The sequence below is a fragment of the Streptomyces sp. NPDC127190 genome, from assembly GCF_042672505.1.
Taxonomy (GTDB): Bacteria; Actinomycetota; Actinomycetes; order Streptomycetales; family Streptomycetaceae; genus Streptomyces.
Genome location: NZ_JBHXVE010000044.1, coordinates 26408 through 42084 on the forward strand (window position 1 = coordinate 26408; position 15677 = coordinate 42084).

At 74.4% G+C, this 15677-nt stretch carries 14 protein-coding genes; 10 read left to right on the forward strand and 4 right to left on the reverse strand.

The annotated features are described in order from the left end of the window. Window positions 1–16: 16 nt before the first annotated feature. Window positions 17–2194, reverse strand: a complete 2178-nt coding sequence (gene malQ, locus ACFVIU_RS37435; protein ID WP_385848144.1) for a 4-alpha-glucanotransferase — start codon at window positions 2192–2194, stop codon at window positions 17–19. Then, a complete protein-coding gene (locus ACFVIU_RS37440) occupies window positions 2195–2452 on the reverse strand; it encodes a hypothetical protein (RefSeq protein WP_385848145.1) in 258 nt (85 codons plus the stop codon). It abuts the gene before it with no gap. Window positions 2453–2642: 190 nt separating this feature from the next. Between ACFVIU_RS37440 and ACFVIU_RS37445 the strand changes: the two genes are divergently transcribed. From ACFVIU_RS37445 to ACFVIU_RS37455, 3 genes are read left to right on the forward strand one after another with little or no spacing between them, the layout of a single operon-like run. Next, complete coding sequence (locus ACFVIU_RS37445) at window positions 2643–3176, forward strand: PadR family transcriptional regulator (RefSeq protein ID WP_385848146.1); 534 nt, start codon at window positions 2643–2645, stop codon at window positions 3174–3176. Further along, complete coding sequence (locus ACFVIU_RS37450) at window positions 3173–3868, forward strand: ABC transporter ATP-binding protein (protein ID WP_385848147.1); 696 nt, start codon at window positions 3173–3175, stop codon at window positions 3866–3868. Before ACFVIU_RS37445 ends, ACFVIU_RS37450 begins: the two co-directional genes overlap by 4 nt. Beyond that, entirely contained in the window at window positions 3865–5238 is a 1374-nt protein-coding gene (locus tag ACFVIU_RS37455; protein ID WP_385848148.1) for an FtsX-like permease family protein, read from the forward strand. The genes ACFVIU_RS37450 and ACFVIU_RS37455 overlap by 4 nt, the downstream gene beginning before the upstream one ends. Window positions 5239–5357: 119 nt before the next feature. Here ACFVIU_RS37455 and ACFVIU_RS37460 read toward each other — a convergent pair whose 3' ends face one another. Further along, window positions 5358–5894, reverse strand: coding sequence for an HNH endonuclease (locus ACFVIU_RS37460; RefSeq protein ID WP_385848149.1), 537 nt, complete (start codon window positions 5892–5894; stop codon window positions 5358–5360). A gap of 316 nt (window positions 5895–6210) precedes the next feature. Between ACFVIU_RS37460 and ACFVIU_RS37465 the strand changes: the two genes are divergently transcribed. Continuing rightward, window positions 6211–7314, forward strand: a complete 1104-nt coding sequence (locus ACFVIU_RS37465) for a mechanosensitive ion channel family protein (RefSeq protein WP_385848150.1) — start codon at window positions 6211–6213, stop codon at window positions 7312–7314. Here the strand turns inward: ACFVIU_RS37465 and ACFVIU_RS37470 are convergent. Then, complete coding sequence (locus tag ACFVIU_RS37470) at window positions 7280–7894, reverse strand: hypothetical protein (protein ID WP_385848151.1); 615 nt, start codon at window positions 7892–7894, stop codon at window positions 7280–7282. The genes ACFVIU_RS37465 and ACFVIU_RS37470 overlap by 35 nt on opposite strands. A gap of 149 nt (window positions 7895–8043) precedes the next feature. On the opposite strand from ACFVIU_RS37470, the gene ACFVIU_RS37475 reads away from it, so the two are divergent. The 6 genes from ACFVIU_RS37475 to ACFVIU_RS37500 are packed head-to-tail and all read left to right on the forward strand — an operon-like array spanning window position 8044 to window position 14688. After that, window positions 8044–9264 (forward strand): ROK family protein, encoded by a 1221-nt coding sequence (locus ACFVIU_RS37475; RefSeq protein ID WP_385848152.1) that lies wholly within the window; start codon window positions 8044–8046, stop codon window positions 9262–9264. A gap of 48 nt (window positions 9265–9312) precedes the next feature. Beyond that, the gene (locus ACFVIU_RS37480; RefSeq protein WP_385848154.1) at window positions 9313–10659 is read left to right on the forward strand and encodes an ABC transporter substrate-binding protein; all 1347 of its coding nucleotides are present in this window, start codon (window positions 9313–9315) and stop codon (window positions 10657–10659) included. Window positions 10660–10662: 3 nt separating this feature from the next. Then, window positions 10663–11604: a carbohydrate ABC transporter permease gene (locus ACFVIU_RS37485; protein WP_385848155.1), complete on the forward strand. Its 942-nt coding sequence runs from the start codon at window positions 10663–10665 to the stop codon at window positions 11602–11604. Window positions 11605–11607: 3 nt separating this feature from the next. Beyond that, window positions 11608–12447, forward strand: coding sequence for a carbohydrate ABC transporter permease (locus tag ACFVIU_RS37490; protein ID WP_385848157.1), 840 nt, complete (start codon window positions 11608–11610; stop codon window positions 12445–12447). Window positions 12448–12454: 7 nt separating this feature from the next. Next, window positions 12455–13720 (forward strand): 6-phospho-beta-glucosidase, encoded by a 1266-nt coding sequence (locus ACFVIU_RS37495; protein WP_385848158.1) that lies wholly within the window; start codon window positions 12455–12457, stop codon window positions 13718–13720. Next, window positions 13711–14688, forward strand: coding sequence for an N-acetylglucosamine kinase (locus ACFVIU_RS37500; protein WP_385848159.1), 978 nt, complete (start codon window positions 13711–13713; stop codon window positions 14686–14688). The genes ACFVIU_RS37495 and ACFVIU_RS37500 overlap by 10 nt, the downstream gene beginning before the upstream one ends. Window positions 14689–15677 lie beyond the last annotated feature (989 nt).

Genomic DNA, 15677 nt, shown 5'->3' on the forward strand with positions numbered 1-15677 from the left:
GCGCGTCCGGGGTGCCTTAGGAAGATCCCCCCGCGCCCCCGCCGCCGGGCGGCCCGGACCGGTGGAGTACCCGCAGCAGCGCCCGCAGCCGGGGTGCGGCCACCAGCTCTTCCAGGGGCACCGGGCGGCCCTCGCCGTCGGCGATCGGGAGCCGCCAGTTGGGGTACTGGTCCCAGGTTCCCGGCAGGTTCTGCGGGCGGCGGTCGCCCACGCCATCGGGGAGCCAGACGCCGATCAGCCGGGCCGGGGTGCGCAGCAGGAAGCGGTGCAGGGCGCGGATCTCCTCCTCCTCGTCGGAGCCGGGCGGCCCGGCGGCCGGGCTGTCGAGGAGCCCGAGGCTGCCCAGCAGGGCGAGCCACTCGGCGGTGTCGGCGACGGCCTCGGTGCGCTCCTCGGTCGCGGGGCGGGTGAGCAGGCCGAGCCGGTCGCGCAGCTCCACGTGTTCGCCGGTGAGCCGGGCCGCGGTGGGCGGCAGGTCGTGGGTGGTGGCGGTGGCGAGGCAGTCGGCGCGCCAGCGGTCCGGGGGCAGCGGGCGGCCGTCGCCCTCCCAGTCGCGTTCGAACCACAGCACGGAGGTGCCGAGCACCCCGCGCCGCTGGAGCGTCTCGCGCACCCCGGGCTCGACGGTGCCCAGGTCCTCGCCGATGACGACCGCGCCGGCCCGGGTGGCCTCCAGCGCGAGCAGGGCGAGCATGGCCTCGGCGTCGTAGCGGACGTACGTGCCCTCGGTGGGCGGGCTGCCCTGGGGGACCCACCACAGCCGGAACAGGCCCATGACGTGGTCGATGCGCAGCGCGCCGGCGTAGCGGAAGAGGGCGCGCAGCAGCTCGCGGTAGGGGGCGTGGCCGGTGGCGGCGAGCCGGTCGGGGCGCCAGGGCGGCAGGCCCCAGTCCTGGCCGCGGGCGTTGAAGGCGTCCGGCGGGGCGCCGATCGACATGCCGGCGGCGAAGACGTCCTGCTGGGCCCAGGCGTCGGCGCCGCCGGGGTGCACGCCGACGGCGAGGTCGTGCACGATTCCGACGGGCATGCCGGCCTCGCGGGCGGCGCGCTGGGCGGCGCGCAGCTGGCCGTCGGTGAGCCAGGCGAGACGGCTGTGGAAGGCGACCCGGTCGGCGAGGTCGGCGCGGGCGCGGGTGGTCTCCGGTGAGCGGGGGTCGCGCAGGGCGGCGGGCCAGGCGTGCCAGTCGGAGCCGTGGATCTCGGCGAGGGCGTACCAGGTGGCGTGGTCGTCGAGGGCCTGGCCGTGGGCGGCGCGGAAGTCGTCGTAGGCGGCCTGGCGGCCGGGGGGCAGGGGGACGCGCAGGACCGTCTCCAGCGCCTCCCGCTTCAGTTCCCACACGGCGTCCCGGTCGATGAGGGCGCCCTTGTCGAGGACGGCGGCGCGGAGCCGGGCGGCCCGGTCCAGCAGGGTGCGCAGGGTCTCGGGGTCCTCGGCGTAGGCGAACTCGGGGATGTCCTCGACGCGCAGATGGACGGGGTCGGGGAAGCGGCGCGAGGAGGGCCGGTACGGGGAGGGGTCGGTGGGGGCGCCCGGTACGGCCGAGTGCAGCGGGTTGACCTGGACGAACCCGGCGCCCGCGGTGCGTCCGGCCCAGCCCGCCAGTTCGGCGAGGTCGCCGAGGTCGCCCATGCCCCAGGAGCGGTGGGACAGCAGGGAGTACAGCTGGACGAGGAGGCCGTAGGAGCGGCCGGGCGGGGCGGGCAGCCGGTCCGGGGCGACGATGAGATGCGCCTGGCCGGTGCGTCCGTCGGGGGCGTGGGCGGTGACCCGGTGCACGCCCGGCGGGAGGTCCGCGGTCCCGGTCTGCTGCTGCCCGGTCTCCGTCTCGACGGTCAGCCGGGTGCCGGCGGGCAGCGCGCTGAGGGCGGCGGGCTCGTCGGCGCCGGCCCATCGGACCAGGGTCGGGGGCAGCAGGCGTGCGCTCAGCTCGTGTTCCCGTGCGGCGAGCGCGGTGCGTACGGCGTCCGGGCCGGCGGCGTCGACGCGGAGGGCGGCCAGCGCGGCGACCACGGCGGAGGCGGGGACCTGGACGGTACGGCCCGGGGCGGGGCTGTAGGCGGTGGCGACCCCGTGCAGTTCGGCGAGCCGGGCGAGGTCCCCGTCCGCGAAGTCCCCGAAGCCGCCGGAGCCGCCGGAGTCCCCGATGTCGCCGGAGTCCCCGGAGTCCGTGAAGTCCTCGGACGCCGCGGCCATCTACGCCCCCATGCCGAAGGCGTCGGACTCGCTGCTCAGGGGGGTGGTGTCGACGAGCGGGGGCTCGCTGGTCAGCGGGGTGGCGTCGGCGAGCGGGGGCTCACTGGTCAGGGGCTCGGCGGCGGGCAGGGGCGGTTCGCTGGTGAGCGGGGCCTGTGCGCAGGCGCGCTCCGCGCTGAACGCGCACGTCTGCGCTCCCCCGGGTTTCTGCTCCTGTTTCCACTGGGCCGGGATCGAGAGTCGGGCCGATGCGGGCACGGGGTCTCCTTCGTCGGTGGGCCGGGATCGCCGGCGGGATGGGGCGGCTTCGAACGGGTTACGGCAGGCCTACCCCGTGTCGGCGAGGGCACTCCCTCGGACGCCCGAACGGGAAGGGCGGCGGGTCGCGGACGGACCACACGCTGATCACTATTCACTCAGTACATGTAGCGAGTGCATAATGATCGGCATGAGCACCCGTCACATCCTTCTGGGGCTGCTCGCGGCGGGGCCGAGCCATGGCTACGACCTCAAGCGACGCCACGACGAACGCTTTCCGCAAGCGCGCCCGCTGGCCTACGGGCAGGTCTACACGACCCTGCAACGGCTGGTCCGGGACGGGCTCGCGGAGGTGGCGGGCACCGACGCGGACGGCGGTCCGGAGCGGACGCTGTACCGCTCGACCGAGGCGGGGTCCCGGGAACTGGGCCGGTGGGCGGCCGAGATCACCCCGCCGGCGCCGTTCGTGGCGAACGAGATCTTCGCCAAGGTCGTCGTGGCGATCCTGTCCGGCGGCGACCCGGCCGCCTATCTCGGCGCGCAGCGTGCCGCGCACATGGAGCGGATGCGGCAGCTCACGGCGGTGAAGACCAGTCCGGGCGCCGACCTGGCGACCGTGCTGTCGGCCGACTACGCCCTCACCCATCTCGACGCCGACCTCCGCTGGATGACGACCACGGCGGCCCGGCTGACCACTCTGACCGCGGAGGTCGACTCAGCATGAGCAACGGGGACAGCGGCGCGCCACTTCTGGCGGCCCGCGAGCTGACCAAGGCGCACGGCAGGACGGCAGCCCTGCGGGGTGCCTCGGTCGAGCTGGGCGCCGGCGAGATCCTCGCCGTGACCGGCGCCAGCGGCAGCGGGAAGTCCACCCTGCTGCACTGCCTCGCCGGGATCGTGCGGCCGGACTCGGGTGCGGTGACGTACGCGGGCCAGCGGCTGGACCGGCTGCCGGAGAAGCGGCTGGCCGAGCTGCGGCGGACCGAGTTCGGGGTGGTGTTCCAGTTCGGGCAGCTGATCCCGGAGCTGACCGCGCTGGACAACGTGGCACTGCCGCTGCTGCTCGCCGGTGCGTCGCGGGCGGACGCCCGGGCGCGGGCCGCCGAGTGGCTGGAGCGGTTCGGGCTGCGCGGGCAGGGCGAGCTGCGGCCGGGCGAGCTGAGCGGCGGGCAGGCGCAGCGGGCCGCGCTGGCGCGCGCCCTGGTCACCGGTCCGAGGGTGGTCTTCGCGGACGAGCCGACGGGGGCGCTGGACTCGCTGGCGAGCGAGCAGGTGATGACGGCCCTGGTGCACACCGCCCGCGAGGCGGGGACGGCCGTCCTGCTGATCACCCACGACGCGCAGACGGCGGCGTACGCCGACCGCGAGGTCCGGCTGAGCGACGGCGCGGTGCTGCCGGCGGGGGTGGCGGCATGAGCGACGCACAGGGGGGTCTGGGGGCCGATCTGCGGCTGGCCTGGCTGCTGACCCGGGGGTCGGACCGGCGCGAGTGGTGGCGGGTGGGGCTCACCGCCGCGGGAGCAGCGCTGGTCACCGGCATCGGGTTGGTGAGCGTCACGCTGGCGACGCTGGACGGGTACTACTCCGTCCCCGTCGGCGCCGGTCTGCTGAACTCGTCCAGCGACCGCGCGGGCGTGGTGTTCGCGCTGCTTCTGCTGCTGGTCCCGGTGCTCGGCTTCCTCGGCCAGTGCGCCCGCGTCGGTGCGGTGCACCGCGACCGGCGGCTGGCCGCGCTGCGGCTCGCGGGTGCCGGTGCCGGGCAGGTGCGGCGGATCGCGGCGCTGGAGACGGGGCTGGCCTGTCTGGTGGGTGCGGTCCCGGCGACGGTCGCCGCGGGCGTCGTACTGCTGCGCCTGTGGTCCGCTCCGCAGCCGGTGACCTGGGCGGGGCTTGCCCTGGTGGCCGTCGCCGTGCCGGTGCTGGGTGCGGCGGTGAGCGCGCTGGCGCTGCGCCGGGTGGTGGCCTCGCCGCTGGGACGGGTCCGGCGGGTGCGGTCCACGCCGGGTCCGGGGCGGGCCTTCCGGGTGGCGACCGTGCTGCTCGTGCTGCTGGTGGCGGGCACGCTGGCGGCGCCGTTCGCCGTCCGCCCGGCCGGGTTCCCACTCGCCCAGCTCACGGTGCTCTTCCTGACGCTGCTGGTGGGGGCCGGGGCGGTGTGGCTGACCGGCGGCACCTCCCGGCTGCTGGGGCGGGTGTGCGCCGCGCGCGCCGAGCGTCCGGCGCTGCTGATCGCGGCGGAGCGGCTGCACGACGACCCGTGGGCGGCCGCCCGCAGCCACGCGGCGGTGCTGCTGGTGACGGTCGTCGGCACCGGGTTCGTGGGGGTACGGCAGGCGCTGCTCGCCGCGCTGCACCGGGCCGGGCCCGACAGTCTCGCCGCCGACCCGTCGTACTACACGACGGGGCTGGACCTGAGCGGCGCGGCGATCCTGGTCGCCCTCGGGCTGGTGCTGTCCGGGCTCGCCGTCGGCACGGCCGAGTCCGTCGCCACCCGGCGCCGGGGCCTGGCCGCGCAGACCGCCGCCGGGGTGCCGCAGTCGGTGCTGCGCCGGGCGCTGCTGCTGGAGACCGCGCTGCCGCTGGCGCCCGCGGTGCTCCTGGCGGGCACGGGCGGCATGGCGGTCGGCCTCTGGTACGGCGTGCTCACCGGCCACGGCGTCCTGTCGGTGCCGTACGCGGCACTGCTGGTACCGGTCGCGGTGTACGCCGGCTGCCTGCTGGCCGCCGCCACCGCGCTACCGCTGCTGCGCCGCTCACTGCACCCGGCCGAGCTGCGCTACACGTGACCGCGCGTCACCGCATGACGGTCCGGCCCCGGGGGCGCGGGGGGCTCCCGGGGCTGGACGCCCGATGACCGCGACGACGCCGGCCGCCCGTCGGCCGGGGTGCGCGAAGGCCCGGACCGTCAGGCGGAGATGCCGTCGATCCGGGCCATGGCGTCGTCCGCGCCGTACGGCTGCAAGTAGGGCAGCCAGCGCGGGTCCCTATGGCCGGTGCCGATGATGCGCCAGGCCAGTCCGGTGGGCGGGGCGGGCTTGTGGCGCAGCCGCCAGCCCAGCTCCACGAGGTGGCGGTCCGCCTTGACGTGGTTGCAGCGGCGGCAGGAGGCCACCACGTTGTCCCAGACGTGCTTGCCCCCGCGACTGCGCGGGATGACGTGGTCGACGCTGGTTGCGACGCCACCGCAGTACATGCACCGGCCCCCGTCGCGCGCGAAGAGCGCTCGGCGGGTGAGCGGGACGGGCCCCCGGTAGGGAACCCGGACGAATCGCTTGAGCCGGACCACGCTGGGTGCGGGGAGGGTGACGGTTGCGCTGTGCATATAGGCGCCGGATTCCTCGAGGGCTACTGCCTTGTTCTCCAGGACGAGGACGAGCGCGCGGCGGAGCGGTACGACGCCGAGTGGCTCGTACGACGCGTTGAGGACCAGGACATGCGGCACGGGTGCCTCCTTGGGCGTCGGCGGCGCGTGGCTCGCGCCGGGACGATCTGAGGTCAGTCTCCCCTCATGGCTGGTGAACGCGCCACCATGTCCCGGTAACGGGCTGGGAGTGTTTTCGACCACAGGGGATTCATCCCCCGGATCATGGCCTGTTCAAGCCGGGGTGAGCCGCGTCTCTCCTGGGCCTCCCCTTTGCGGATCCGCGCGGTGCACACACAATGCCCCGTTAGTGTGGTGGTCCTGTCCGGCCGGTGACCTTTTCGTGACCTTGACCGCCCCAGCGGCCGGACCGCGCAGCACCTTGGAGGTACCTGCCGTGTCGTCCTTGCCCGCCGTCCTGCTGGCCGCCGGAGCGTCGCCGACCCCCTCTCCGTCCGAGACCGCACCGGCCGTGCCCTCGTTCCGGGACGCGCAGGACAGCGCGACGAACGCGGCCAGCTGGGTCGAGCAGAACTGGTCGACCTGGCTCGCGATGGGCTTGCAGATACTGCTGATCGTGGTCGTCGCGGTGGCGCTGCGCTCGGCGGTGCGGCGGGCGATCACCAAACTGATAGACCGGATGGGCCGCACCGCGCAGGCCGTGGACGGCACCGCGCTGGGCGGGCTGCTGGTCAACGCGGAGCGGCGCCGGCAGCGGTCGGCGGCGATCGGCTCGGTCCTGCGGTCGGTGGCGAGCTTCCTGATCCTCGGCACGGCCGCGCTGATGGTGCTGTCCACCTTCAAGATCAATCTGGCGCCGCTGCTGGCGTCGGCGGGTGTCGCGGGTGTGGCGATCGGTTTCGGCGCCCGGAACCTGGTCACCGACTTCCTCTCCGGTGTGTTCATGATCCTGGAGGACCAGTACGGCGTCGGTGACGTGATCGACGCGGGCGTGGCCACCGGCGAGGTGATCGAGGTCGGGCTGCGGGTGACCAAGCTGCGCGGCTCGGACGGCGAGATCTGGTACGTCCGCAACGGCGAGGTCAAGCGGATCGGCAACCTCTCCCAGGGCTGGGCGACGGCGGGCGTGGACGTCACCGTGAAGTCGTCCGAGGACCTGGACCGGGTCAAGGCCACGCTGGACGACGTCGCGGAGCGGATGAGCAAGGAAGAGCCCTGGAACGAGCTGCTGTGGGGCCCGGTGGAGGTCCTGGGCCTGGACTCGGTGCTGATCGACTCGATGGTGGTGCGGGTCTCGGCCAAGACGATGCCGGGCAAGGCGGTGACGGTCGAGCGCGAGCTGCGCTGGCGGATCAAGCGGGCGTTCGACGCGGCGCACATCCGCATCGTGGGCGGCGCGACGTCGGTGGAGGACCCGGTGGACGCCCCCGACCCGGCGGCCGCGGTGGCGGCCCCCTCGGTCTTCGCCAACACGGACTCCCCGCAGGTGGCGGCGACGACCCCGATCACGACCCAGCGGCAGGCTCCGCCGGCGAAGTAGCGAACCCCTGGAGCGGCACCGGCGCGGAACCCGCCGCCGGTGCCTCCTCCCCCTGGTCGGGGACCAGCCGCGCCAGCTGACACAGCGCGACGAACGCGCTCGCCCGGCTCCGCCCCGGGCCCCGCATCACCGCGTCGGCCGCCCGGACCCGCAGCAGCGCCTTTCCGGACTCGGGGTCGAAGGCCAGCGAGCCGGTGACCGAGCGGCGACCCCGGAACGGCCGCCAGCCGAACTCGACCCGCTCCGCGCCCCGCACCTCGACCGCCCGTCCGTCCTTCGCCAGCGCCGCCCGCAGCCGCTCGGCCCGCTCCGCGGGGAAGGTGTGCTGCTGCACGGTGTCGAGCGCGGCCGCGGTGACCGGGATGCCGGTGCCCCGCGCGCCGCGCGCCAGCGCGCCGCACACGTACAGCGCGCACAGCAGACCCAGCACCGCCCAGACGAGCGATACCAGGGTCACCTCCTCGGCCAGCGCCCAGCCGAACCCGTCCTGCACGGCGCCCTTCAGGACCAGCCCCACCAGGAGCGGCAGAAAGCTCCCGAATGCCGACAGCCACAGCCTGACCAGCAGCACCCTGTCCATGACCCGTCCACCGTTCGCCGTAGGTCGTCGCGGTGACTATAGGCACCGGCATCCGGGTCGTATCCCTTGACGCCCCTTTCCCGCTGCGCTTACGTTCCTCCCGTCAGGACAGGAAACTTTCCTAACAGTGGAAGGGCAGGATGGATCCCATGGCAGGAACCGCCGGTACGCCGGGCACCCCGCGCGTCCTGCGCGCCATGAACGACCGCGCCGCCCTGGACCTGCTGCTGGCGCAGGGGCCGCTGTCCCGCACCCGGATCGGCAAGCTCACCGGCCTGTCCAAGCCCACCGCCTCCCAGCTGCTGGCCCGCCTGGAGGCGGCCGGCCTGGTCCGGGTCACCGGCACCAGCGAGGGCCGGCCGGGCCCGGGTGCGCAGTTGTACGCGGTGAACCCGGCGGCCGCGTACGCCGCCGGGCTGGACGTCACCCCGCACCGCATCCGCGCCGCCGTCGCCGACATCACCGGCCGCACCGTCGGGTCCTACGAACTGCGCACCCCCGGCCGGCGCCCGGCGCACCCCGTCGTCCGGCAGGTCACCGACGCCCTCGACGGCGCGGTGAAGGCGGCGGGGCTCGCGCGCGGCGATGTGCACCGGCTGGTGATCGGCACGCCCGGCGCCTTCGACCCCACCACCGGCCGGCTGCGTTACGCCTCCCATCTGCCCGGCTGGCACTCCCCCGCGCTGCTCGACGACCTCGCCGCCGCGCTGCCCATGCCGGTGGAGTACGAGAACGACGTCAACCTCGTCGCCCTCGCCGAACAGCGGCTCGGCGCCGCCCGCGGTCACACGGACTTCGTGCTGCTGTGGAACGAGGAGGGCCTCGGCGCCGCCCTGGTCCTCGGCGGCCGGCTGCACCGGGGCTGGACCGGCGGCGCCGGCGAGGTCGGCTTCCTGCCGGTGCCGGGCGCCCCCCTGGTCCGCCGGGTGACCCGGGCCAACAGCGGCGGCTACCAGGAGCTGGCCGGCTCCCAGGCGGTACCGGAACTGGCCCGCGAACTCGGTGTCGGGGACATCCCGTCGGGGCCGCACCCCGAGGCGGCCGCCACGCTCCTCGCCCGCGCCGCCGACCGCGCCGACGGCCCGCACCGGGAGCTGCTCCAGGCCTACGCGACCCGGCTGGCCACCGGTCTGGCCTCGCTCGTCTCCGTGCTCGACCCCGAACTCGTCGTGCTCAGCGGCGCCTGCCTGACCGCCGGCGGCGAGGTGCTGCGCGGTCTCGTCCAGGGCGAGCTGGCGGAGCTGGCGGCGACCCGCCCCCGGCTCGTCCTCGGTGACGTCCGCGAACACCCCGTCCTGCGCGGCGCCCTGGAGTCCGCGCTCGCGGCCACCCGCGACGAGGTCTTCGACACCTCGCGCCGCACCGGCTGAGGCATCCCCTGCCCCGTCCCCCGCCCGCCACCCGTGGGAGAGATTGTCATGCGCACAGCCATACCGAGATCCGTCCGGAAAGCGGCTTTGGCCCTCACCGCGGCCGCCGCGCTGCTCACCGCCACCGCCTGCACGGGACAGTCCGCCTCCGGCGCCACGGACGACCCCACGAAGGACACCACGATCACCTTCTGGCACGCCTGGAGCGCCCCCGGCGAGGTCGCCGCGGTCCGCTCGCTGGTCGCCGGCTTCGAGAAGGCGCACCCCAACATCCACGTCCACGTCGTCGGCGACATGACCGACGACAAGATCAACCAGGCGCTGCGCTCCGGCGGCGACCGGGCGCCCGACGTCATCTCCTCCTTCACCACCAACAACGTCGGCAAGTTCTGCTCCTCGGGCGCGCTGGTCGACCTGAATCCCTTCTTCCGCAAGTCCCGCATCGATCCGGCCGCCACCTTCCCCAAGGCGATGAACGAGTACACCCAGTACGACGGCGTCCGCTGCACGGCGCCGCTGCTGGGCGACGCGTACGGGCTGTACTACAACAGGACGGCGTTCCGGAAGGCCGGCATCGCCCGCCCGCCGCGGACCTGGTCGGAGTTCGCGGCCGACGCGAAGAAGCTGACCGTCCCCGACGGGGACTCCTACCGGCAGCTCGGCTTCATGCCGGACTACCACGGCTGGGAGTCCACCACCGAGCACTACCTCGCCCAGTTCTCCCCGGTGTACTTCGACCGGGACGGCAGGTCGAACCTCGCCCGGGACCCGGCGTTCGCGCGGGGCTTCACGCTCCAGAAGCGGCTGGTGGACGAACTCGGCGGATTCCGCCGGCTGGAGCGGTACCGCGCCACGCTCGGCGACGAGTGGGGCCCCCGGCACCCCTTCCACACCGGCCAGGTCGCCATGCAGATGGACGGCGAGTGGCGGCTCGGCATGGCCCTCGCCGCCAGGCCCCGGTTCGAGATCGGCGTCGCCCCGCTGCCCGTGCCCGACGGCCAGGCGAGCCGGTACGGCAAGGGCTATCTCACCGGCACCGTCACGGGCATCGCCGCCACCAGCCACAAGCAGAACGCGGCCTGGGAGTTCGTCCGGTACATCACCACGGACACCGACGCCGTGGTCGGCTTCGCCAACGCCATCCACAACGTGCCCTCCACCCTCGCCGCGCTGAAGTCCCCCAAGCTCAGGTACGACCCCCGCTTCAGGACCTTCCTGGACATCGCCGCGAACCCGGACTCGACCACCACCCCCGCCTCCGTCAACGGCGGCCAGTACCTGGTGACGATCCAGCAGTTCGGCTACGCCTACGAAAGCGGCAAGGTCACCGACCTCCAGGCCGGTCTGCGCTCCACGGCCGCGCAGATCGACACCGACATCGCCCAGGCGAAGTAGCCGATGGGCCCCGCCACCCTCGCCGCCAAGCGCCGCCGCGCCGCGTTGCGCACCCTCGCCTTCCTGTCGCCCTGGCTGACCGGCTTCGCGGTCTTCTTCGCCTACCCGCTCGCCTCCACCGTCTACTTCTCCTTCATGCACTACGACGGCTTCCGGCCGCCGGTGTGGAGCGGCACCCGGAACTGGACGTACGTCTTCGCGCACTACCCGCTCTTCTGGCCCGCGCTGCGCAACACGCTGTGGCTGGTGGGGGTGATGGTGACGCTCCGGGTCCTCTTCGGGCTCGGCGTCGGTCTGCTCATCACCCGGATCAAGACCGGCACAGGCGTCTTCCGCACCCTGTTCTACCTGCCGTACCTGGCCCCGCCGGTCGCGGCGACCATGGCGTTCGCGTTCCTGCTCAACCCCGGTACCGGACCGGTGAACTCCGTCCTGGAAAAGGCCGGGGTGCCGGCGCCGGGCTGGTTCGACGACCCCGCCTGGTCCAAGCCCGCCCTGACCCTGCTGGCCCTGTGGGGCATCGGCGACCTGATGGTCGTCTTCATGGCCGCGCTGCTCGACGTGCCGGCCGAGCAGTACGAGGCCGCCCAGCTGGACGGCGCCTCGGCCTGGCAGCGGTTCCGGTACGTCACCCTGCCGAACATCTCCCCGATCGTGCTGTTCGCCGTCGTCACCGGGGTGATCCAGACCATGCAGTACTACACCCAGCCGCTGGTCGCCGGGAAGGTCGCCTCCGGGATGATCCAGGGCGCCGGCACCCAGTTCGAGCCCGGCTACCCGGACCGGTCGACGCTCACCCTCCCCCAGCTCGTCTACAACCTCGGCTTCCAGCGCTTCGACTACGGCTCCGCCTGCGTCGTCGCCCTGGTCCTCTTCGCCCTGTCCATGGCGTTCACCGCGCTGCTGATGCGGCGCCGGGGCGGTCTGATCCAGGCAGGTGACTGACGTATGCCCGCACCTCGCCGCAAGGCCGCCCTCCAATGGGTCGCGGTCCACGCCCTCGGTGTCGCCGCCGCGCTCTTCTTCACCCTGCCCTTCGTGTTCGTCCTGCTCACCTCGCTGATGAGCGACAGCCAGGCACTGAGCCGGGACCTGGTCCCGCACACCTGGGAGTGGGGCAACTACACGCGCGTGCTGCACACCCCCGGCTTCGCGACCTGGTGGCGCAACACGCTCCTGTACGCCGGACTCGGCACCGCCCTGACCGTGGTGTCGTCCGTCCCCGTGGCGTACGCCCTCGCGAAGTTCCGCTTCCGGGGGCGCGGTCCGGTGCTGATGCTGGTGATCTCGATGATGATGCTGCCGCCGCAGGTGGTGGTCATCCCGATGTACCTGTTCTGGGCGAAGCAGCTGGACCTGTCCGGCACGCTGTGGCCGCTGATCATCCCCATGGCGTGCGGTGACGCGTTCTCCGTCTTCCTGCTGCGCCAGTTCCTGACGACGATCCCGGACGAGTACGTCGACGCGGCGAAGGTCGACGGCTGCGGCGAGCTGCGCACCCTGCTGCGGATCGTCCTGCCGATGGCGAAGCCGGGCATCTCCGCCGTCGCCCTCTTCCAGTTCTTCTACGCCTGGAACGACTACTTCGGCCCGCAGATCTACGCGTCCGAGAACCCCGGCGCCTGGACCCTCTCCTACGGCCTGGAGTCCTTCAAGGGCGCCCACCACACCGACTGGAACCTCACCATGGCCGCCACCGTGCTGGTCATGGCGCCCGTGATCCTCGTGTTCTTCTTCGCGCAGAAGGCGTTCGTGGAGGGCGTCACGCTGACCGGAGTGAAGGGTTAACGCGTATATGAAACTCACCGTGGTCGGCGGCGGCTCGACCTACACCCCCGAACTCGTCGACGGCTTCGCCCGGCTCAGGGACACCCTGCCGGTCGAGGAACTCGTCCTCGTGGACCCGGCGGCCGACCGGCTGGAGCTGGTCGGCGGCCTGGCCCGCCGCATCCTCGCCCGACAGGGACACCCCGGGCGGGTCGTCACCACCGCCGACCTGGACGCGGCCGTCGACGGCGCCGACGCGGTCCTGCTCCAGCTGCGGGTCGGCGGGCAGGCGGCCCGCGAGCGGGACGAGACCTGGCCGCTGGAGTGCGGCTGCGTCGGCCAGGAGACGACGGGCGCGGGCGGCCTGGCCAAGGCCCTGCGCACGGTCCCGGTCGTCCTCGACATCGCCGAACGCGTCCGCCGCGCCAACCCCGACGCCTGGATCATCGACTTCACCAACCCGGTCGGCATCGTCACCCGCGCCCTGCTGCGGGCCGGGCACCGGGCGGTCGGACTGTGCAACGTGGCGATCGGCCTCCAGCGGAAGTTCGCGGCCCTGCTCGGCGTCGCCCCGGCGGACGTCCACCTCGACCACGTCGGCCTCAACCACCTCACCTGGGAGACCGCCGTACGCCTGGGCGGCCCCGAGGGCGAGAACCTCCTGCCCGCCCTGCTCGCCGGCCACGGCGACACCATCGCCGACGACCTCCGCCTCCCCCGCCCCCTCCTCGACCGCCTCGGCACCGTGCCCTCCTACTACCTGCGCTACTACTACGCCCACGACGAGGTCGTGCAGGACCTGCGCACCAAGCCCTCGCGGGCCGCGGAGGTCGCCGCCATGGAACGGGAGTTGCTCGCCCTGTACGGCGACCCCGCCCTGGACGAGAAGCCGGAACTGCTCGCCCGGCGGGGCGGCGCCTACTACTCGGAGGCCGCGGTGGACCTGGCGGCGGCCCTGCTGGGCGGCGCGGGCAGCCCGTACCAGGTGGTCAACACCCTCAACCGGGGCACGCTGCCCTTCCTCCCCGACGACGCGGTGATCGAGGTGCAGGCGGCCGTCTCCCCGGCCGGCCCCGCGCCGCTCCCGGTGCCGCCCCTGGACCCGCTCTACTCGGGCCTCATCGCCAACGTGACGGCCTACGAGGAGCTGGCCCTGGAGGCGGCCCTGCGCGGCGGCCGGGACCGGGTCTTCCGCGCCCTGCTCGCCCACCCGCTGATCGGCCAGTACGACCACGCCGACACCCTCACCGACCGGCTGATCGCGCACAACCGGGAGTACCTGGCGTGGGCCTGACCGAAACCGTCCTCGCCATCGACGCGGGCAACAGCAAGACGGACGTGGCCGTGCTCGACACCGCCGGCGAGGTGCTGGCCACGGCCCGCGGCGGCGGCTTCCGGCCGCCCACGGTGGGTCTGGCGCAGGCGCTGGACGCGCTCGCCGGACCGGTCGCGCGGGCCTGCGCCGCGGCGGGCACGGGCCCGGTCTCCCATGTCTCGGCCTGTCTCGCCAACGCCGATCTCCCGGTGGAGGAGGAGCGGTTGGCGAACGCGCTGCGGGAACGGGGCTGGGGCGGGTCGGTGCAGGTGCGCAACGACACCTTCGCGATCCTGCGGGCGGGGGTCGCCGAGCCGAGGGGCGTGGCGGTGGTGTGCGGTGCCGGGATCAACTGCGTGGGCATGCGCCCGGACGGCCGGACCGCCCGGTTCCCGGCGCTCGGCCGGATCTCCGGCGACTGGGGCGGGGGCTGGGGCCTGGCCGAGGAGGCGCTGTGGCACGCGGCCCGCGCGGAGGACGGCAGGGGCGGGCCGACGGCGCTGGCCCGCACCCTGCCCGCGCACTTCGGACTGCCGTCCATGTACGCCCTCATCGAGGCCCTGCACCTGGAGCGCATCGAGCACCGCCGCCGGCACGAGCTGACCCCGGTCCTCTTCGCGACGGCCGCGGACGGCGACCCGGTGGCGTGCGCGCTGGTGGACCGGCTCGCGGAGGAGGTGACCGTGCTGGCGACGGTGGCCCTGACCCGGCTGGACCTGCTCGGCGAGGAGACCCCGGTCCTGCTCGGCGGCAGCGTCCTGACGGCCGGCCACCCCCGCCTCGACGACGGCATCCGCGACCGCCTCGCGACCCGCGCCCCCAAAGCCGCCGTCCAGATCGTCACGGCACCCCCGGTCCTGGGCGCGGCCCTGCTCGGCCTCGACCACCTCGACGCCGACGCGACGGCACGCCGCCGGGCTCGGGCCTGGTGGGAGGGCGGCTCCTGAACACGCGGACCGGGCGGGTCGGCGGCCATGGTGATCGCCGAAGGGCACGGGGAGCCGGTCGAAGCCCGGACTGGTCCGGCACCCGGAGCGATGTGCGGTGCGGCGCGGGCCGTTGCGGACGAGGGCGAGCGTGCCGTGCCGCGCCGGGTGACCGTCGCCGCCGGGGTGCAGGCGGCCACCCCGGCCGGGCCGATCAGTCGTGACGCCGGCCGGCTCCGGCCGTGGCCGTCGCAGCCGACCAGTTCCACCTGAGCACCGCCCCGCCAGCGGCGGACGGGCCGGCTGGCGGTCACCTGTGCGTCGCGCCGGTCGACGGCGACGTACGGCTCGCCCTCGGCACCCGGACCGAGAATGCCCCCCGGGCCGGACACCCGGGACGCCGACCACAACCGACCACGGTCGTCGACGCGGACCGGCTCCACCCGGCCATAAGCACCGCCCCGCCAGCGGCGGTCGTGCCGGGTGACGGGCACGGCACGGTGTGCGTCGCGCGGGCCGACGGCGACGGGGCGGCCTCGGCGCCCGGGCAGAGGGTGCCCGCCGCGCGCCGGGCCGACAGCCGGAGCACGGGTCGCCGAGCGAGACCCGGGGCGGACCCCCGGCGCCGCCCCGCGCCCGGCACGGCAGACAGCCGGGCCACGCGTCAGGCTCCTGGGCGAGCCGGGTGGGCCTGGCTCGGGGGAACCGAACATGCGCACGCGGCGTATTCATGAGCAGCGTGCGCTGTCACCAGGGCCGTGCGCGCTGCGTTCCGATCAAGATCGGGGGAAGGCCGGTGCGGATGTCGGTGCCGGCGGCGATACTTGGCGGCGAACGGATGACCATGGGGGAGGTCGAGTGACACACCCGCCGCAGAGCAGCACGGCGCCGGTGCAGGCCGGGCCGGTCGGTGTTCCCCCGCAGCCGGGGCCTCCCGGCTCCCTGCCCGTGCCGCCCGCGGCCGTGCCGCCGGGCCGGCGGACCGCGTTCGCCGAGGGGGTGGAGCGAGT